General features: G+C 64.1%; 14 protein-coding genes. 7 read left to right on the forward strand and 7 right to left on the reverse strand.

The annotated features are described in order from the left end of the window. Positions 1 to 338 precede the first annotated feature (338 nt). The gene (locus EAX62_RS03945) at positions 339 to 1,196 is read left to right on the forward strand and encodes a hypothetical protein (RefSeq protein WP_147454001.1); all 858 of its coding nucleotides are present in this window, start codon (positions 339 to 341) and stop codon (positions 1,194 to 1,196) included. A 210-nt stretch (positions 1,197 to 1,406) separates the two neighbouring features. Here EAX62_RS03945 and EAX62_RS03950 read toward each other — a convergent pair whose 3' ends face one another. Further along, positions 1,407 to 1,973, reverse strand: coding sequence for a dihydrofolate reductase family protein (locus EAX62_RS03950; protein WP_121900328.1), 567 nt, complete (start codon positions 1,971 to 1,973; stop codon positions 1,407 to 1,409). Between the two features lie 227 nt (positions 1,974 to 2,200). Further along, on the reverse strand, positions 2,201 to 2,866 hold the full coding sequence (locus EAX62_RS03955; protein ID WP_158600507.1) for a TRM11 family SAM-dependent methyltransferase: 666 nt from the start codon (positions 2,864 to 2,866) through the stop codon (positions 2,201 to 2,203). Between the two features lie 441 nt (positions 2,867 to 3,307). Here EAX62_RS03955 and EAX62_RS03960 point away from each other — a divergent pair, with 441 nt between their 5' ends. Together EAX62_RS03960 and EAX62_RS03965 are read left to right on the forward strand one after the other, a co-directional pair. Next, positions 3,308 to 4,723 (forward strand): dihydrolipoyl dehydrogenase family protein, encoded by a 1,416-nt coding sequence (locus EAX62_RS03960; RefSeq protein WP_121900330.1) that lies wholly within the window; start codon positions 3,308 to 3,310, stop codon positions 4,721 to 4,723. A 138-nt stretch (positions 4,724 to 4,861) separates the two neighbouring features. Then, positions 4,862 to 6,070: an amidohydrolase family protein gene (locus EAX62_RS03965; protein WP_121900331.1), complete on the forward strand. Its 1,209-nt coding sequence runs from the start codon at positions 4,862 to 4,864 to the stop codon at positions 6,068 to 6,070. A 69-nt stretch (positions 6,071 to 6,139) separates the two neighbouring features. On the opposite strand, the gene EAX62_RS03970 is transcribed toward EAX62_RS03965, so the two are convergent. The 4 genes from EAX62_RS03970 to EAX62_RS03985 form a co-directional block, all read right to left on the reverse strand. Next, positions 6,140 to 8,005, reverse strand: a complete 1,866-nt coding sequence (locus tag EAX62_RS03970) for an LTA synthase family protein (RefSeq protein WP_121900332.1) — start codon at positions 8,003 to 8,005, stop codon at positions 6,140 to 6,142. Between the two features lie 105 nt (positions 8,006 to 8,110). Next, positions 8,111 to 10,138 (reverse strand): glycosyl hydrolase, encoded by a 2,028-nt coding sequence (locus EAX62_RS03975; RefSeq protein ID WP_121900333.1) that lies wholly within the window; start codon positions 10,136 to 10,138, stop codon positions 8,111 to 8,113. After that, complete coding sequence (locus tag EAX62_RS03980; RefSeq protein ID WP_121900334.1) at positions 10,138 to 10,872, reverse strand: HlyD family secretion protein; 735 nt, start codon at positions 10,870 to 10,872, stop codon at positions 10,138 to 10,140. Before EAX62_RS03980 ends, EAX62_RS03975 begins: the two co-directional genes overlap by 1 nt. Beyond that, complete coding sequence (locus EAX62_RS03985) at positions 10,869 to 12,557, reverse strand: glycosyltransferase (RefSeq protein ID WP_233557789.1); 1,689 nt, start codon at positions 12,555 to 12,557, stop codon at positions 10,869 to 10,871. Before EAX62_RS03985 ends, EAX62_RS03980 begins: the two co-directional genes overlap by 4 nt. Before the next feature lie 496 nt (positions 12,558 to 13,053). Between EAX62_RS03985 and EAX62_RS03990 the strand changes: the two genes are divergently transcribed. After that, positions 13,054 to 13,449 (forward strand): hypothetical protein, encoded by a 396-nt coding sequence (locus EAX62_RS03990; RefSeq protein ID WP_147454002.1) that lies wholly within the window; start codon positions 13,054 to 13,056, stop codon positions 13,447 to 13,449. Between the two features lie 282 nt (positions 13,450 to 13,731). Here the strand turns inward: EAX62_RS03990 and EAX62_RS03995 are convergent, their stop codons facing one another. Further along, complete coding sequence (locus EAX62_RS03995) at positions 13,732 to 14,643, reverse strand: AraC family transcriptional regulator (protein WP_121900337.1); 912 nt, start codon at positions 14,641 to 14,643, stop codon at positions 13,732 to 13,734. Between the two features lie 90 nt (positions 14,644 to 14,733). On the opposite strand from EAX62_RS03995, the gene EAX62_RS04000 reads away from it, so the two are divergent. From EAX62_RS04000 to EAX62_RS04010, 3 genes are read left to right on the forward strand one after another with little or no spacing between them, the layout of a single operon-like run. Continuing rightward, positions 14,734 to 16,074, forward strand: coding sequence for a cellulase-like family protein (locus tag EAX62_RS04000; protein ID WP_121900338.1), 1,341 nt, complete (start codon positions 14,734 to 14,736; stop codon positions 16,072 to 16,074). Between the two features lie 30 nt (positions 16,075 to 16,104). Further along, positions 16,105 to 17,409 (forward strand): ABC transporter substrate-binding protein, encoded by a 1,305-nt coding sequence (locus tag EAX62_RS04005; RefSeq protein WP_121900339.1) that lies wholly within the window; start codon positions 16,105 to 16,107, stop codon positions 17,407 to 17,409. Continuing rightward, complete coding sequence (locus tag EAX62_RS04010; RefSeq protein WP_199711108.1) at positions 17,406 to 18,341, forward strand: carbohydrate ABC transporter permease; 936 nt, start codon at positions 17,406 to 17,408, stop codon at positions 18,339 to 18,341. The genes EAX62_RS04005 and EAX62_RS04010 overlap by 4 nt, the downstream gene beginning before the upstream one ends.

Here is an 18,341-nt window from a genome sequence, read left to right on the forward strand (position 1 = left end):
CTGCGCCGCCGTGAGGCAACAAGCGACGACTCCAGTATCCAAGGGAAGGCTGTTCCCCGCTACCAGCCGGATCCTCCACCAAACGCGAGCGGTGGCGCGGCCATGGCATCGGGCAAGGGTGGATGTGCGATTCGGGGGGGGGTGACGTCCCCCTGGTCCTGTCCTCGACACGCTGCGCCATCACCGGCGTTGATGGAGCCTGGCCCTGCCCAGCGAGGTCGGAGAGGATGCCGCTGTCCTTGTCTCGATCTCCTGGTGGAAGGCGTGATTGGCGCGCTGGTGAGCGTCGCTCGTCTTCCGGTCGTACTCGCTGCCGCTCATGTGCATGGTTCACCGCCGTGAGGACCGACGTATCGACGACCTCACAATGCGGTCCTGGCAACGTCAATTGGCTTATGCCGGGTGACAGCAACCTTGCTCCGATATTCTCGACCGCAAGATCGCTCACGTCGCGAACGGAGACGCAGATGGAAGCTGGCGGCCAACTCTCCGGCACAACACGCGTTGACGAGCACTTTGTCGAAGGACGACTCCCGCGTCATGGCACTGTGTTTGACGTGGTTCGTTGGTGGACGCTCGTGGTGTGGATCTTCGTCATGGCGGTCGCTGTGACCATTGGCAGCCGCACAGGTCAGCTGAGTGATCTCGAATCCGACCTGAAGGCCGGTGGGGTGACGTCTGTCATGGTGACACCCGGACTGCCACCTGGAGCCGAAGGTGTGACGACGCAGTCCGTTTTCTGGCGGTCTGGTGTGCTCAATCACCGCGCCGATGTGCTCATGATCACCCCCGGGGATGAAAGCTTGGCTTCGCCGTCCTCTGGCGACATGGCGGTTCGTTGGGGATACGACATCGCCCAGCACATTACTGACGAAGATTCGGCCGTTCTGATCACACGAATCCCGCAACGCTCATCCTATGGAGTGGTGTACGGCTTCGAGGTTCCCATGTGGCTGCTCGTGTTCGCTTTGGCGGGCGCTGTTGGCACTTTCACGGTGCTCGTCTCAGGGCCCCAGCCCTGGCGCGCCACACGGTGGGCCTGGTTGTGGATCATCATCTCGGCCGGAATCGGGCCGCCGTTGTTCCTGATCCTCGCGGGTCCGACCCCTCCACTTCGTTCGCCCCGAGAACAGCACCGGAGGCTGACCGGCGGATGGGCCTTCGTTGTCGCCCTTCTCTGTCAATCTCTCCTGTAGCCCCACCAGGCGGTCCTGGAGAAATTTCTTCCATCACCGTGACCAGGGCAAAGACGGCGGCCACACCGAACACTGCCATCGCCAGCCGCACCCCGCCGGTGGCATGGGCCATGTCGCTGTCGCTCAGGCACGGATCGTCACGGCACGGGCAGACGGGCGTCAACCTCCAACGTCCCCATCTGCCGCGTTGGAGAGAGGGGGCCTCAGCTCTCAGGCGGGGTTTCGCACCGCGTGGTGGAGATAGATCACGCCGTTGTCGAATCGCCGGTGCTCCAGAAGTTCGAGATCGCGCCGTACGCCCCGAGGCAGCGCCGGCTTTCCACCGCCCACGAGCACCGGACACAGCAGCAGCACGCACTCATCGACCAGACCGTGCCGGAAAGCCTCGGCCGCGATCCCCGCTCCTCCGATGCTGAGATCCGCACCGGAGGCCTCCTTGAGTTGCCGCACCGCCTCGGGATCGAACCGCCGTTCGATCCTCGTGCGCGCGGTCGACACATCGTTGAGCGAGGCAGAGTAGACGACCTTGTCCGCGTCACGCCAGATCCCCGCGTACTGGCGGACAACTGCTGGCTCGTCGTTCAACCAATCGTCGCTTTCCCAGACACGCATCGTCTCGTACATGCGACGTCCATAGAGTGACGTGCCAATGTGTCGTTCGTGCTCGTTCCAGAAGGCGTGCACTTCCTCGTCAGGCACGGACCAGTCAAATGCGCCAGTCTCGTCCTCGAGGAAGCCGTCGAGCGAGATGTTGGCCGCGTAGATCAGCTTGCCCATGGAGCCCTCCGTCCAGACCAGAAGTCAAGCATGCAGCACGACTACTGCGTCGAGAACACATGTGCGTGAACTGAGTGAACCGCCGCGCAGAAAAGGAGGCGTTCGCGAGCTGGAATCGCCACCCCGAGAAGATCTCGTCCTGGATGTCCGGCGTGTCAGGCAGCCAGCTGACCGCGTTCCATTTCTCGGGTTTCGTCGACTCGTGGGCAGAGGGCTCCGGCACCCGATCAGCCCTGTTGTCGAGCGACCTGTGGACGGGCGACGAGCAGGTAGTCACCCGCCAAGTCATGCCACGAGCGGTCCCAACAGACGAAGACGTCCTGGGTCAGACGCCCGACCTCGCTGAGCAGCCTTCCCACATCCCACGCCAGCGGGGTGAAGTGCGCACCGCTGTCGATGTTGGCGACGTTGACCACCACGTGGCCCTGCGGCGTCAGCAAGTCCTGACACTGCGCCAATATGTCGCGAAGATCGGCCAGGTATTTCTTGTAGGAGCTGGCGCCGTTGTAGCCAGAGAGCGGGTCTTCCGGTCCGTCGTCCTCGGCCATGTAGGGCGGGGAAGTCAGAACCAAATCGAAGGGTCCATCGACGAGGAGCGACAGGTGGCGCGCTTCCCCCTGCAGGACCAAGGACGCCGGGGCTGCCGCGGCCGCAGCGGCACAGCGCTCGGGTAGAAGTTCGACGCCCACCGCTTGCCTCCCCATGGCTTCTGCCACTTGGAGGGTGGTCCCATAACCGGCGAACGGGTCGAGAACCCGGTCGCCCGGTCGGGTCAGATCCTCAAGTACTGCCGCGACGAGAGCGCGAGAAAAGTGCACGTCCTCGCTGGCCAGCGGATGGCGCTCGGCCAGGACACGGTCGTGCTCGACGAAAAGGTGGGGACGCAGGCGCACGTTCGTATCGTAGGCCGCCCGCATCCGAGAGGCCGCACGGGTCCGGTTCAGCCTGAATCCGCCTTGTGTCAGCGCAGCGCTTGCATCTGCCGGGTTCCTAGCGCCTGATGGGTGCAGACTGCAGTGCGCGACCGCGTCGTGACCGGACTCATTGTTCCCCGAATCACTCTCCACCCCGGGTGATGCGGGTCACCGTCTCACTGAGGAGCGCTCACCTCCAGCGCCGACCGACCACGCTCGCGTGGACCGAGGGTCGCGGAACACCCCGAGCAGGAACCGGCCCAAGATCGAGTCCCCTTCGTGGGGGCGCATCTGGCTGACAGCTTGCGTGGGGGACACCCTGCGCACTGGCGCAGCGGACCATCACTTGATAAGGCCGATTATCCTTCGCTGTGAGCGCCGCAGGTACTTCAACGGTGGCCCCGAGCACTGGGAGACGCGATGACCAACCACGCCACCGACCACTTCGACATCGTCGTGATTGGCGCAGGCCCGGCCGGCACGGCGGCCGCACTGCGGGCGGCCGAGCTGGGTGCGAAAGTCGCCGTGGTCGAGGGCGACCGCACCGGCGGAACCTGCGTGAATACCGGATGCGTACCGACCCGCGTGCTCGCGAAGGCGGCACGCATGATGCGCGAGATCCGCACCGCCGAGGCGTACGGGATTGACGTCGAGCAGCATCCGCTGGAGTGGTCCACCACCGTCGGTCGCGTGCAGGAGCGCATAGACCGGGTGCGCTCGATGAAGCGTGAGGCCAAGCGGTTCGACGACGCAGGAATCGAGCTCGTGCTCGAGGGCAGGGCCAGGTTCACGAACGCTTCTACCGTGGTGACCGAGTCGGGCCGACGCCTCACCGCAGACACCTTCATCGTGTGCGTGGGCGGTCACTCGCGCAGGCTTCCGGTGCCCGGGGCGGAGCTCGCGACCGTTCCCGACGAGGTCCTGACACTGCCGGAACTCCCGGACCGCGTAGCCATCATCGGCGCAGGAAACACCGGTGCCCAGCTCGCCACGGTCTTCAGTTCGTTCGGCTCGCACGTCACCCTGCTCGACCTCGCGCCGCGCATCCTCATGGCATCCGATGCCCTGATCTCGCAGCATGTTGCGCGTGCGTTCGTCGAGCAGGGCATGACCGTGCGCACCGGAATCGAGACGGTGACCGGACTCGAGAGAGCCGCGGATGGCTCCATCACACTGCTCTGGAGCGAAGATGGGCGCCCGCAGTCGTGCAGCGTCGACGCCGTGATCATGGCGACGGGGTGGCCGGCTGATGTGGGTGACCTCGGGCTCGAAGCGGCAGGGATAGAGGTGGTGAAGTCTGCGATACCGGTCGACTCGCACTTCCGCAGCGTGGTGCCGCACATCTTCGCGGTCGGCGACGCGACCGGTCGCGACATGCTCGTGCAGGCCGCGCAGTTCGAGGGTGAGGTCGCAGCGGAGAACGCTGTACTCGATACCAATCGCCGTACCCCGCGTCACTTGTTGCCAGCTGGCGGATTCACCGATCCCGACTATGCCGGGGTCGGCTTCACCGAGGAGCAGGCTCGCGAGCGCGACGCCGAATGCGTCGTGTCGATCTTTCCGTACACGGCTCTCGATCGGGCGGTGATCGACGATCGCGAGCGCGGATTCCTGAAGCTCATTTCCGACAGGAGGCGCGAACTCATCCTCGGCGCACACGCCGTGGGGGAGAACGCGGTGGAGGTCATCCAGTCGGTGACAACGGCGATGGCGGCAGGAATCGACGTCGCAACTCTGGCTGGGGTGAAGTTCGCCTACCCCACCTACAGTGCGGTCATTGGAATGGCGGCCCGTGACCTCCTCGCTGAGAAAGCGAATCCTGCACTGCTCGACTGAATCCTGCATTCATTCGCCGTTCGTCCGACGAAACATCGCCAGCGCGTCGCCTTCGGAGGTGGAATGGCGGGGGCTCGTATTCTGGGCTCGCGGACGAGTGCTCAACGCAGCTGCATCACACACGCTGCGGAGATGGAAATGATCACCACCATTGAGGCCTGTCGTCCGTGGGGCGCAGAGCTGTGCGACCTGCATCTGGCCGATGGGCGGATCACGGCCGTCTCCGCACACACAGGGGCCAGCGTCACACGTGAGGGCGTGCTCGACGGCCGGGGGAGGCTGGTGTTGCCGTCCTTCACCGATGCACACTGCCATCTGGACTCCACCAGGGTGGGTCTGCCATTCCGGTCACACACCGGCGGACCCGGGGTGTGGCAGATGATGCTCAACGACCGGGCCCACTGGCGCGATGCGGAGGTCAGCCTCACGCAGCGCACCACCGATCTACTCGGTCGGATGATCGCCCACGGCACCACACGAGTGCGCAGCTTCGCGCAGGTGGACGTCGATTGTCGGCTGGAGCGCCTCGAGGCTGTGCTCGCCGCCAAGGACACCCATCGACTTCGCGCCGACGTCGAGGTGGTGGCGTTCCCGCAAGCGGGGCTCCTGCGTGAGGAAGGCTCGGTGCAGGTGTTGGAGGACGCGTTGCGGGCCGGCGCGCAGGTGGTGGGCGGGATCGACCCATGTTCGTTGGACCGGGACCCGGCCCGGCACCTGGATATCGTCTTCGACCTGGCCGAACGGTATCAGGTGCCCGTCGACATTCACCTGCATGAGCCCGGTGATCTGGGCAGGTTCAGCGCATCCCTCGTCATCGAGCGTACCGAGGCGTTGGGGATGCAGGGCAGGGTGCTCATCTCGCATGCGTACGGGCTGTTCGATGGTGGGGCAGAAACGGGCCGGATGATTGACGACCTGGCGAAAGCCGACATCGCCTTGTCCACGGTTGCCCCCGGCAGGGCGCAGCCGCTCCCGCTGCCGCAGTTGGTCGCAGCCGGGGTGAGAGTGGGGCTGGGGCAGGATGGGCAGCGCGACTACTGGTCGCCGTACGGCAACGGCGACATGCTGGACCGGGCGTGGCAGCTGGCCTTCACCCAAGGGGCAAGGGCTGACGAGTGGGTAGAACACTGCGCAGCAGTGGCGACGGTGGGTGGCCGCTCCATCGTCGACCGCAACACGCCCCGTCTGTCCTCATCTGCCGATCGTCCCGGTGTGACAGTCGGCGACCCCGCCGATCTTGTGCTGATTGCAGGAGAAAGTGTCACCTCCGCCGTCATGGACCGGCCTGCGGATCGCACCGTACTGCGAGGGGGGACCGTGGTCGCCGACGGGCTCGAACTGCGCTGAAGGTTTCGCCGAACGGCAGACGGCATGTCCGTTCCACAGAGCTCGGACGGTGCCTGAAGCCGGGCCGACTCAGCGGTGACGAAAGGCTGCGTAGCTGTTCTCGGTGTTCACGTACCAGCGCAGCGCGGTCCCGCGCATCTCGGTCAGCCATGCCTGGTCGGTCTGCCCGATGAGATCGGTTGTCTCATGTGGGTCGATGGCCACGTTGAACACTTCGTCGCGCCGATCACCGAAGTGGTGGATGAGTTTCATGTCCCCGTCGATGATGGCGGTGCACTTGCCGCGGGCGTAGCACGTGGCCACAAGTGGACCTTGTGGCTCTCCGCTGACCAAGGACGGCCTGTAGGTGGCATCGGTTTCGAGCTCGAATCCCAGGAGGTCGACGACGGTGGGCAGCACGGTGAGCTGGTTGGCCGGGCCGTCGACCAGCTCACCCGCACGCTGGGGGTCATGAATGAGGAACGGGATGCGGATGCCCTCCTCATAGATGGTGTCGTCGTGCTGGAAGATCTGGTGCTCCCCGAAGCCCTCCCCGTGGTCGCCGACCACGACGAAAACCGTGTTCTCGTACAGCCCCAGTTCCTTGAACAGGTCGATGACCTTGCCCACGAACCGATCCTGGTAGTGGATGCCGTTGAGGTAGTTGTTGAGTACGGGGTCCTCGACGAAATCAATCCTCGGATACCCCTGCAACGTGTAATCGTGGTGGCCGGTCACCGTCAGCATGGAGAGCATGAAGGGTTTGTCGCCGTTGTCCTCCAGCCAGTTGCGCTCGGGGGCGAGCATGATGTCGTCCTCGTAACCGAAGTAGTTGGCCCGCTGGAACCCGCTGGACTGCATCTGGTCAACGGCCATGAAGTCCTGGAACCCCAGGTTGCTTGCCGTGTCGCGTCGCCGCTCGAATTTCTCGATGGCTGACTGGAAGAACGACGTGGCATATCCCTGTTCCGCCAGCAGGGTGGGCAGGCATTTGGCGGGGAGGCTGTCGGGGTCGGCCTCGGAGTTGTCGCTGTCCGGCGGGGGTGCGATGCCGCAGTGGATGGCGGTCAGCGCCTTGGAAGTGTGCGGCAGCACCGAGTAGCCGCGTTCCGGCCTGATCGACGTTTTCATGAGTTCATCGATGACGGGCGTCACCGGCTGCTTCACGTCCTGCAGGGTGGCCGCTGAGCGTTGCGACTCGAGCGTGATGACCACCACGTTGCGGAAAGCGCCGTCGTGGCCGACGAGGCGGGTGGTCTCCGGAGTGGGAGTCACCGCGTCAGCGGCCGACCCCCGGGGGTAGGCAGTGGCGGCCCGCACCGGGGCCATCGCCAACCTCAGGGCCGGTGCCAGAGAGAAGGCAGCCGATGCGTTGGGGGCGCTCCACCCGGATGCAATCAGCAGCACGACGAGCCCCACCACGCTGACGGTCTTGACCCTCGTTCTGGGGTTGGGCCTCAGGAGGCGGCTGAGGAATGGACCCAGGATCAGCGGCAACACCACCACCCCTACGCCGACAGCGATGAGCAGGCCGATGAGGCTGTCGTCGATCTGTGAGTCGATCACGGCTGCAAGCTCGTCATGTCGTTGCGCAGCGTCGACGAGCGTTGGCCACGTCAACGGACTACCAGTGGTCATGACGTACTCATGGTTGATCACAGCAAAGAGGCCGACGAGAAGGGTTGCCAGGTGAGCGGCGTAAAAAATGATGGTGCGGAGGCGCCTCCGGGTCACCAGGCAGCCAAGAGTCCACACCAGCACCCACGCGCCGCCGAATGCAATGTCGGAGGAGACCTTTGACGCGGTTTCCTCCCACCCCGCAGTGGGGAAGAACTCCCGGATCCGCAGTAGCTTGAGCGCCACCCCCAGAACAGCCGCGGGGCAGAGCAGCACAATCAGACGACCCCACAGATTGCGCGGAGTGCGGATCGGATCGGCGGTTCGCTCAGAGTTCATAGACTTCTCATGCTAAGCGATCATGCGACGCACACTCACGCGCCCCGCGCTGAACGCCGTAGCCGGTGGCAGTGCGAGGCGCGCTGACCGCGACCCGAGTGGTGCTCAGGCCTCCAACGACATCAGCCAGGCCAGCAGGTAGGTGCGTGTGTTTCCGTCGTCGACGGCGTCAAGATTCCGTGCTTCCTCCAGAGCCGCCGCCCTCGCCTCCTCTCCCGCCAACGCGGAATACATGAGCAGGTAATCGCCGTAGAGCTGGTTGAACCCGCCGTTGGCCGTTGCCTCGACAACGTTGCGCTCGATCCGCGCGGGGTCACCGGCCAAGTGGTCTGACGATGGGCTCGCGGGGATCACCAGGATGGCCAACAAGGCCGCCGGTTCGGGAGAGAACCAGGTGGCGTAGTCGCGCTTGCCGCCGAAGTTCAGCGGCAGCACGGTGTGCCCATAACCGTCATAGACCGGATCCGTCTGGTCGAAATCCGTCCAGTATGCGCGGGCCGACTGACCTTCCAGCGCATGCATCCAGGTGGCCTCCCGCTCAAGTTCAGGCTGTTTCGACACCTGTGCCCACAACGTCAGCCCAGCCCAGGCGAGCACCGCCTCCGACGACGACTCCTGATTGTTTCCGTCCGCGAACGGCGAGGTGCCTGAGGCCCACGAGTGTGAGGCGTAAGCGTCGAATGTCCGCCGTCCGGGGAAGTACTCGTTGGCGGGCGAGGAGGCAATGTCTGCGGCGAGCAGGTCCATGACCGGACGAATTTCCTCCACAAGCTCGGGGTCGTCGGCACCCAGGACGCCGGCGGCGTAGAGAAAGTAGCCGTAGTGGAAGTGGTGGTCGTTGAACTCATCCGAACCGAACGACGGCGTCTGCCCGACGATCCCACGATTGGTTGCGTCGTAGCCGAAGCAGAACGCGGCTTCCGTCTGACAACCGTCTGGGTTCGACCACCTCAGGAGTGTTTCCCTGACCCGGTCATGGACCGCCGTTGCATCATCCGTGGCGCCCAACTGGCGGGCAATCGAGTAGAGCTGTGCATCGCGGTACAGCGCCTTGCCGCCGAAGTAGGAGTCCGCCGGGTAGTCCTTGGCCTGTTCAACATCGGCGCTCAGTGCGGCCCGCAGTTCATCGGCGTCCTTGTCGGAGATGTCGGAGAGGTCCAGCTCACCCCGGGCAGCGTAGACGGGGGTCTTCCACGAAATCTCGCTGCCCTCGCACGCCTGCAGAGTTCCGTAGCTGCTCGCGTAGGTTCCGAGGTCGCACGTCGCGGATTCGTCCCGCTGGTGCGGCATTCGGACAACGACGGTGGGCTGCTGCGACGCGTAGGTCAGCGTGGTCCGCACTTCAGGGCCCACCTCAAAGGACGCTGCGGTGGCGGTCACAGGTCCTGCGTGCGCCGCCATGACGGCCGCATCGCCGCCCTCGGGGACCGCCCCCCATGTCACGGAGGACCCAGCCGGTAGCTTCACGTCCGCCCCTTCGACGGAACCGCCGTCGGAGACCGCCACGTACTCGTCGTCGCCGGAGCGCACCGAGCTGAACCCGTCTTTCGCCTCGAACGGCAACTGTGTGCTGAGCTCCTGATCACGGATCGCGATGTAGGTGAGGTAGGGCGAACCCTGCACCACGGTGACGCGGCCCAGCGGTGACCCACCTGCTGAGGACTCGACGGTGACGGACAGGTCATCGTAGGCCACGACCTGCCACGTGGGTCGTTCGGCCAGGGTGACCTGCACCATCGGCGCGTTCGTGCCCATGATGGTCTTCTCCGTCGTGGTCACCGTGGGCAGCCCGAAGGTCAACCCGTCCTCGGTGAGGGCGAAGGACAGCGGCAGGGGGTAGACCGGCTGTGGGGCCTCGCCGAACACCAGTCCGGAGAACCATCGATTCGTCGGTGGCATGAGCCCCTTGGCGAGGCGGACCGGCTTGAGGTCCTTGCTGGGTACGGTTCCCAGCCGCTCAATGGACGCTGCCAGGCCGTCGGGTTGCCACGTGGCACCCTCCCCGGACTGGATGTCGGTGCCAGCGGGGGAGTTCCCGCCGGTGGAGGACTCCTCCCGTGGGGGAGACCCGGTGCATCCCGCCAGAAGCAGGGCGGCCGCGGCGGCGGCCGCCATGGCACGTGAGCCCCACATCAGCGGAGCCCGATCTTGGTCAGGAACGACAGTGCCGTGGTGGTGGGTCCGGCGAGGACGCCGTCGTCACGCAACTGCACCTGGGTGGTGACCGGAGTGCCATCGCGTGTGAGCGAAGCCAACACAGGGTCCGTCAGAGCGTCAGACGTGAGCCGGATCACTGCCAACGCCTTCCCGTCCTCGGTCTCCACCGTGATGCTGTCGACGGTTGCCTCCAGCGTCTGGAGGTTGGGCAGCACGATGATGGCCGCGGCGCCTTCCTCCACACGGCCGTAATCGACAGGGCTGAGGGAAAAGAGTCCCTCGACCGTGCGCTCCTGGCTGACCACTCTGGCGAGGACGGCGCCGTCCGGCACGTAGGACCCAAGGGTCGCGGCCACGTCGACGAGATAGCCGTCGCTGACTGCCGTGTACGTGACCGTGCCCGTGGCCAAGTCGAGTTGGTAGGCCACAGTCGAGCCGGGCGCACCGCCCTGACTGACTGCCTGCTGCAGTGAGCTGGAGCTCACGACGAACAAGACGTCGCCTGCGCTGACTTGGTCGCCGTCCTGGGCGAGCTGTTTGTTGACTATGCCGCCGTAGCCGGAGCCGACGTCGAATGTGGGGGCCGTGACGGTGGCGGTCACGCTGTGCGCCTGCGTCATCCGCTGGTTGAACAACAGGGTCAGCGCGAAGGACAACGCGAGGACGGCGAGAATGCCGCCGAACATCTTGAGACGGGTCAGCCAGGTCATGAGACTGCTTCCTTTGTGTGGGCTTGGGCGGCGACGAGGGCGTCGCGGTCGAATGCGGAGCCATGACGGCGAGCGAGCGCGAGGTCCGCTGACGGGTCGATGACGGCGCGGGTGGCTTCCGGATGGGCGCGGTGGTGATCCTCGCGCCAGGCGGTCAGCACGAAGAGCCCCAGCACGAGGGTGTTGATCAGGCACCAGAACGTGGCAACGTTCATGGTGGATTGCAACAGGTCGCGCCAGATGCCGACGGCTGAGGTGATGAGCAGGAAGACGAACGTCAGAACCTGCGGCATGATGAAGTTGAAGGCGGACGTCCGCCCACCGGTCGCGCCGGTCACCGACCACTTGACGTCGATGCCGTACAGCGCGTTGCGGAAGGCCTTGAAGTAGATCGGGAAGGATGCCGCCGCCAGCAGCAGCACCTCCGGCCGGAACGTGCCCAGGATGAGCGCGGACAGCAGAATCTGCAGGACGTAGAAACCCGAGTAGTAGAGCGCCCATTCAATGGGGCCCACGGATACTGCGATCGGCCGCAGGTCAAAGAAGATTTCCAGCGCCGGCACGAACAGCAACATGCCGGTGGCGATACCGCTCAGGTAGTGGGTGGAGGTGACGAAGTACATGAGCCGCTGATCCAGCGTCAAGCGTCGTCTCGGGGACAGTGGGTTGTGGCTCAGCAGGATCTCGAACCCGCCTGTTGCCCATCGCAGTTGCTGCTTGCTGTACGCCTCGATGGTCTCGGGGGCTTCACCCACCGCGAGGGCCTGCGGAACGAACAGCGACTTCCAGCCGCGCTCGTGCAGCAGGAGCGAGGTCCAGACGTCCTCCGACTTCGAGCCTGTGTACATGCCGCCGATCTCCTTGACGGCCTTGCGACGGAAGAGCACGTTGGTGCCCACGCAGAACGCCGCGTTGAACTCGTTGCGGCCCGGCTGGATGTAGCGGTAGAACATGGACTGCATGTAGGCAGCTCCGCGGGCGATCGTGGTGTGGAGGTTGCCGTAAACCTGCGGGGTCTGAACGAAGGCGATGGTGTCGTCGGCCATTGCCGGCAGTGTCTCCTCCAGCATTTCGGGCTTCACCACGAAATCGGCGTCGAGGATCAGGAAGAACTCCCCGTGCGTGATCGACAGCGCGTGGTTGATGTTGCCTGCCTTGGCGCCGAAATGGGTGAGTCGGCGAATGTATCCGGCGCCCAATTCGGCTGCCAGGTCCCGGACGTCGTCGGAGTCACCGTCGTCGAGGACGTAGGTCTCGTGGAGTCCCTTCATGGCCAGGGCTGCGGTCACAGTGCGGCGGATGGTGCCCAGGTCCTCACCGAAGACGGTGATGAACACGTCGACGTCAACCTGGCGCTTGTTGAGGAACAGCGGCCAGGCCACGGCGTTCTCAGCGATGCCCAGGTCGTCATTCAGCCGGGGGTTGTAGAGACGGCGCTGCGCCTCATGATGTGCGTAGGACGGCGCCTTGTTGTAGCCGGCCAGCATCGTCCACATGCTCATCAGACCGAGGAAGACGAGGATGAGTTCGGCTCCCAGCACGAGCAACCACGGCAGCATGTCGCCGCGGTTGTCAATGCGCAGGAGGAATGCGGTGTAGGTGATCACGCCGAGGGTCGCCAGGATCGTGAGCGCCAGCACAGCCGGGGAATAGCGGTTTCGGGTCGCCTCTCGGCGTTCTTCCACAGAGCCGGACTCCGACAGTTCATTGTCGATGTTCAGGTCCGAGAGATTGGTGGGCGCTTGGCGCAGTCTTTCTGGGCGAGATGGTCGTCTCAACATTGGGCATCCTTGGATTTCCGGGACGCCGAAATGTCAGGTACGCCTCATAGGCCTCCCAGACGGCGGCCATTGGCGGGGTACGTCTCCCATAGTGAGTCATGTTGATGCAATCAGTCAACTTTGGGGGATTGGGAATCAACAATGAGGCACACCCATGGCCCTTTGTTGTCGGATATCAATAGCACGACTCTCTATTGTTCGCCGTCGTCGGCGGAGACCCCATCCGCACGCCACCCATTGCCTCGTGGGAGTGTGGCCGCCGTGCGGGCTGGCGACGGGCTCGGCCTCACACGGGTGCAGCCCGGTCATGGTGTGGGTGGGTGGCGGCCAAGGCCTGCCTTCGTCCTCTGTCGACTTTTCGGCTCTGGCGGCCGACCCCTCCAGATGGCACAGTGTTACCATGCCAAGGCCAACGATGCCTCATCCGCACCTCGTCATTCTGCGTACGGTGGCGACCGTCGTCATCAGCTGCATCATCGCGCAGGCCGGGTGGGCCGCGGCCTTCCTCGGTGGGTCCGAGGACTATTTCCCGTACCACCGGGTGGGTGCGGTGGTCGCCGTGGCTGCGAGCGTTCTCGGGGCCGTGGTGTATGTGGTCCTGCGTCGCTCTGCGGGCCCGGTCAATGTCGCTCTTGCGGTGGCGCTGGCTGTGGGTGTCGTGGCCCAGTACGCACTGGGGGAGGCGGGCCTGGCCTCGGTCCACATCTTTTGGGGCGTGTGGGTGGTCATGATCGCTACCGCCCTCACGTCATGGACATACCGGCACCAGATGCCAGGTGAGATGTCCGCTGCATGAGTTCTGCGGTCGATCGGCCCCGGTCGAAAGGTGACGGGCCCGTGACCGCTGGGCGCGGTCGAGGCCGCACGCATGACCCGCTGGTGACGGCACCGTTGCGGCTGGTGCGAGTGCTTCGTCCGATCGGGCTTCGGTGAACCAGGCTGAATCTTCGACGGAAGAGGACGGATGTGGTTGCTTTGCACGTTCGAGCAGGGTGCTGGAACGGTTCGCCTTCACATTCTGCGTGATCTCCTGTGGGTGTGTCCCGCCACTCGTGAAGCGTGAGGCGGGTGCGCTGTGCTACTTCGGACGTTGATAACCGGGAATCGTTGGCTGGGAGTTGTCGAGGTGGCGTCGCCGGAACTCTCGGGGCGAAATGCTGTTGATCGCACGGAACTGTCGGGAGAAATAGAAGGCGTCGGAGTATCCGACGCGTTCGGCCACCTCCGCGATTGTTGCCGAAGTGGTGATGAGAAGCTCCCGGGCCCGTGCGCTGCGCAGTCGTTTCAGATACTCGGTGACTGTCATCCCCGTGGCTGCACGGAACAATGCGGAAAAGTGCGAGGTGCTGAGGCTGGCCATCCTGGCCAGTTCTGGGACGCCAAGTGATGAGGCCAGGTTGGCGCGCAGGTAGTCCTGCACCAGGCGAATGCTGTCCGTTGCAAGTGTCTTCTTGCCGCGCTGAACGTCTGCGGCGATGTAGGCCATCAGTTGCCACGCCGCTCCGGACGCCTCATAGAGGGTGGCGTGAGTATCGTCGATCTCGAGTGCGTCGATCACTCTCTCGATACAGGCGATGGCTCGGTGAGAGTCACGTAGCCTCACGGTCGGCCCGCCTCCTGGGTGGCGGATGAGTTGTGTGAATTCTTCGACGTCTGATCCGGTCACATGCAGCCACCAGATGCTCCACGGATCTGCTTCGTCAGCCATGTACATGTGTGGGACCTCAGGCAGAATCACTGCGACTTCGCCAGGACCCACGTCGTGCAGAGTGTTGTCCAGCTTGATTCTGCCCCTCCCCGCGACGCACACGATCACGATCGTCTCCCGCGCACCATGACGCCGGATTCTTCCGTGCGCCGCAGCATGTGGGAAGTAGCCAGCATCCGTTACCAAGAGGCGCTCGGTCAGGGGTGAGCGCAGTGCCATCTCTACGGTGGGGGCAGACAGGACGCGCAGGCGCTGTCCCGGGAAACCGTCTCTGACGAGCATGTGACCACCCTAGGGTGATCAGGGAATCGTCCATGTGTATCAGTGGAAACAACCATTCCCTTCCGTGAGGATGATCAATATCGTTCTTGTATGTCCGCCGATGTACATACTGTGACCGAGCCAGGTGCCTACCGTCCCGTCCCCGTGGCGGAGCATCTGCCACGACGCCTCACCATCTGCCTCTGGGACTTCTCCTGGTACGTCAGGTCAGGAGAGGGTGAGCCTTTCGAGGACCTTGATGCCGCGGCAGCGGCCACGGTCATGCGTGGTTACAACACCGTCAGGATCTGCGCCATGCCGTTCTTGCTCTTCGGAGCGGATCTGGACACGAGTGACATCACCCTCGACCGTCTTGGCGGGGAGTACGGCCAAGGGGTTCGTTGGTACGACGTGTCGTCCCCCACCCGCTTCGATGGCCGCGCGAAGCTGATCGAACTGTTCGAGGTCTGCCAACGACATGGACTGTTCATCATCTTGTCCTCGTGGGAATACCAGCAGTCCGCCTCGTTCTCGACCTCGAGTGACTGGTGGGACGCCCTGGCTGCGGTGGATCCCGAGGACCGTTGCGTTCGGTTGGCCGACGCGTTGGCCGATCTCGTGGAGTTCGTCCGGGATCTCGGGCTGGAAGATCGGATCGCCTTCACTGAATTGCACAATGAGGTGGCCACCGGGCACCTCGTCGACGGATTGGACGCGGACACCGACCTCGCGAAGGTCGTCGCGCTCACGCCGCGCCTGGACCGTGGGTTGGCGAGGTTTCACGACCGTCAGCCGGGCCAGCCGGTCACGGTCAATTACTCCCGGGTCCCAGTGGGTGCATTCCGGGGCATCCCGCGAGAGATCGACGTCTTCATCACGCATCCGTACGTGTACGGCGTGCTGGACGAAATCACGATGGCTTTCGACTTGCGGGGCCCCCTCGCAACATTTCCACGCGTTGCGGTGGAGGCCGCAGGGCTTTTACGTGCAGGGGCCCCGGCGGCTGACGAGTGGGTGATCACGGGCGAGATGGCCTGGAAAATGGATGCCACGATCGTTGGACGGGGAGAAATTTTCCTGCACGACTGGGTGGATGCCGAAGCCTTCGACCGCTATTTGTACGAACGCTACGAGTCGCATCGCGTCGAGATGTCCCGGATCCTCACCACCTGGTTGGACGCGGCGGCCGATGTGGCCATTGCACGCGGCATCCCATTCGCCTTCGGTGAGGGATGGATCGGCTACACACCTCTGCACGGCAACTTCGAAGAGGGGCCGGTGGGGGCAGAATACTGCCGCTTCGCCATCCGCGAATCCGCTCGCGTCGGTGCATGGGGAACCATCGTGTGCTCCAATGCCGCGCCGCACCATTCGATGTGGGCCGATGTTGCCCTCCAGAAGTGGTGCAACGACTTCTTTCTGTCCACAGATCCCCCCGCCACACATAGCTGAACCACTTCTCGTCAAGGAGGACGACCCATCATGTCCGTTTCACCGCACCTCACCCGAAGAGGCTTTGTCCTTGGAACCATCGGCCTCAGTACGGCTGCAATCCTCAGTGGATGTGCCACGAAGGGCACGGAAACGAAGGGGGACGCAACCAACGGCGGCGGCACGCCAGCAGCTGCCGCGATCACGCTGCAGTCGTCCCTGTCGGATCCCCTGCCCAAGAAAGCCCTCGAGTCCATCGTGGCGGCGTATCCCGGAGACGTCACTCTGAACACGGTGGCCATCGAGCAGTTCAGGGCTCAGCTGTCGACCTACCTGACCTCGCAGAATCCCCCGGATGTGCTTACCTGGTACGCCGGCTCCGTAGCCCGTGACTACGCCAAGAACGGCTACCTGCTGGACATCTCCGACCTGTGGGTGGAGAAGGGGCCGGCGGCGTCGTACTCGACGGCGCTCAAAGAGCTGTCCACCAGCGACGACGGCAAGCAGGTTTTCATGCCAACCAACTACTACTGGTGGGGCGTTTTCTACCTGCGGTCGTCCTTCAAGAAGTGGGGTGTCTCCGAACCCAAGACGTGGGAGGAGTTCATCGCGCTGTGCGACACCCTCAAATCCAAAGGCGTCAACCCGCTGTCCAATGGCGTCGGTACCACTCCGTGGATGGCATCCGGCTGGTTCGACATCCTGAACCTTCGCGTGAACGGTGCCGCCTTCCACCGGGAACTACTGACCGGCAAACACTCGTTCGACAGTCCTGAAGTTCGCAAGGTGATGGACTACTACACCCAGATCGTCCCGTACTTCGATCCCAACATGACGGCTTACGCATGGCAGGACGCGGTCACGCCTCTGGTCCAGGGCAAGAACGCCATGTACCTGGTGGGTGCGTTCATCAGCCAGAACATCACCGAGGGGGACCCGGACGATCTGGACTTCTTCTCGGTGCCCGTCATCGACCAATCCATCCCGGTGGCGGAGGAGGCACCCACCGACGGCTACTTCGCGAGCGCGAAGACCAAGAACGTGGAGAGCACGAAAGCCTTCCTCGGCTACCTCGCCAGCGCCGAGGCCCAGCAGAAGTTCATCGAGGCGGCCGGATCATCCAACCTGCCCACCTCACCGGACGTGGACGTCAGCAAGTTCTCGCCGTTGGTGCAGAAGGGCCTCAAGACGCTCGCGGATGCCGACCAGATCACACAGTTCTTCAACCGTGACTCCTCCGACGCTCTTCAGACCACTGCCGACGCGGCGCTCACGAAGTTCCTCGCCAAGCCGCAGGAGGTCGATTCCATCCTCAAGGAGTGGCAGGCCGCCGCCCAACGGGTGTTCAACTCGTGAGCCAGGCCGCCAGCCTCGCCTCACGTGGACGGGCTCGGGCTGGACCGGACGGCACCAGACATCGTCGGCGACTCAATCGTGTTCCGCCGCTGATCTGGGCGTTCCTGCTGGTGCCGCTCGTTTTCGAAGTGGCGTGGGTCTTCTGGCCGGCGCTCAACAGCTTCTACATCTCCCTGACGAAGTGGAACGGTGCGGGTGACCCGCGCTACATCGGGCTTCGCAACTTTCAGATGTTGGCCGCCGACCCGATCTTCATCCAGGCTCTGGTCAACAACGTCATCTGGGTCATCGGTTTCGGTGGCGCTTCCGTCGTGATCGGCATGTGCCTGGCGTTGGCCCTCAACAAACCACGGAAGGGGGTGGGGCTGTACCGCAGCGCCATCTATCTACCGATGGTGTTTTCCCTGGCCGTGACCGGACTCTTCTGGCGGTTGTTGTACCAGCCAGACGGTGCCGTCAACACATTCCTCGGGGCGATAGGGCTGGAAGGGATCGAACGGCAGTGGCTCGCCGATCCCTCGACGGCGTTGTACGCGGTGCTGATTGCGGCGGTCTGGCGTCAGTGCGGCTACATCATGGTCCTCTACCTCGCCGGTCTGAAGGGAGTCGACCCCGCACTGGAGGAGGCAGCCGCCGTGGACGGGGCCAACGCCTGGCAACGCTTCTGGCAGATCGTCATGCCCCAGTTGCGAGGCGTCAACTCGGTCGTGTTCGCGATCACCGTCATCGACTCGCTGCGGACCTTCGACATTGTCTGGGCGATGACTCGTGGCGGTCCCTACAACTCCACACAGTTGCTCTCGACGTACATGTACCAGACAAGCTTCACAGTCGTGAATCTGGGCTATGGCTCAGCCATTGCCGTCGTGATCTTCCTGTTCGCCATTCTCTTCATCATCGGATACCTGGCCCGATCCGGGAAGGAGGACTGA

The organism is Tessaracoccus antarcticus (assembly GCF_003688855.1).
GTDB classification, from domain to species: Bacteria; Actinomycetota; Actinomycetes; order Propionibacteriales; family Propionibacteriaceae; genus Arachnia; species Arachnia antarctica.

Excerpts from the sequence above, each read along its gene's own strand:
- EAX62_RS03950 (WP_121900328.1), bottom strand. The coding sequence starts at position 1,973 with ATGGGCAAGCTGATCTACGCGGCCAACATCTCGCTCGACGGCTTCCTC.
- EAX62_RS03960 (WP_121900330.1), top strand. The coding sequence starts at position 3,308 with ATGACCAACCACGCCACCGACCACTTCGACATCGTCGTGATTGGCGCA.
- EAX62_RS03965 (WP_121900331.1), top strand. The coding sequence starts at position 4,862 with ATGATCACCACCATTGAGGCCTGTCGTCCGTGGGGCGCAGAGCTGTGC.
- EAX62_RS03970 (WP_121900332.1), bottom strand. The coding sequence starts at position 8,005 with ATGAACTCTGAGCGAACCGCCGATCCGATCCGCACTCCGCGCAATCTG.
- EAX62_RS03975 (WP_121900333.1), bottom strand. The coding sequence starts at position 10,138 with ATGTGGGGCTCACGTGCCATGGCGGCCGCCGCCGCGGCCGCCCTGCTT.
- EAX62_RS03980 (WP_121900334.1), bottom strand. The coding sequence starts at position 10,872 with ATGACCTGGCTGACCCGTCTCAAGATGTTCGGCGGCATTCTCGCCGTC.
- EAX62_RS03990 (WP_147454002.1), top strand. The coding sequence starts at position 13,054 with ATGCCAAGGCCAACGATGCCTCATCCGCACCTCGTCATTCTGCGTACG.
- EAX62_RS03995 (WP_121900337.1), bottom strand. The coding sequence starts at position 14,643 with ATGCTCGTCAGAGACGGTTTCCCGGGACAGCGCCTGCGCGTCCTGTCT.
- EAX62_RS04000 (WP_121900338.1), top strand. The coding sequence starts at position 14,734 with ATGTCCGCCGATGTACATACTGTGACCGAGCCAGGTGCCTACCGTCCC.
- EAX62_RS04005 (WP_121900339.1), top strand. The coding sequence starts at position 16,105 with ATGTCCGTTTCACCGCACCTCACCCGAAGAGGCTTTGTCCTTGGAACC.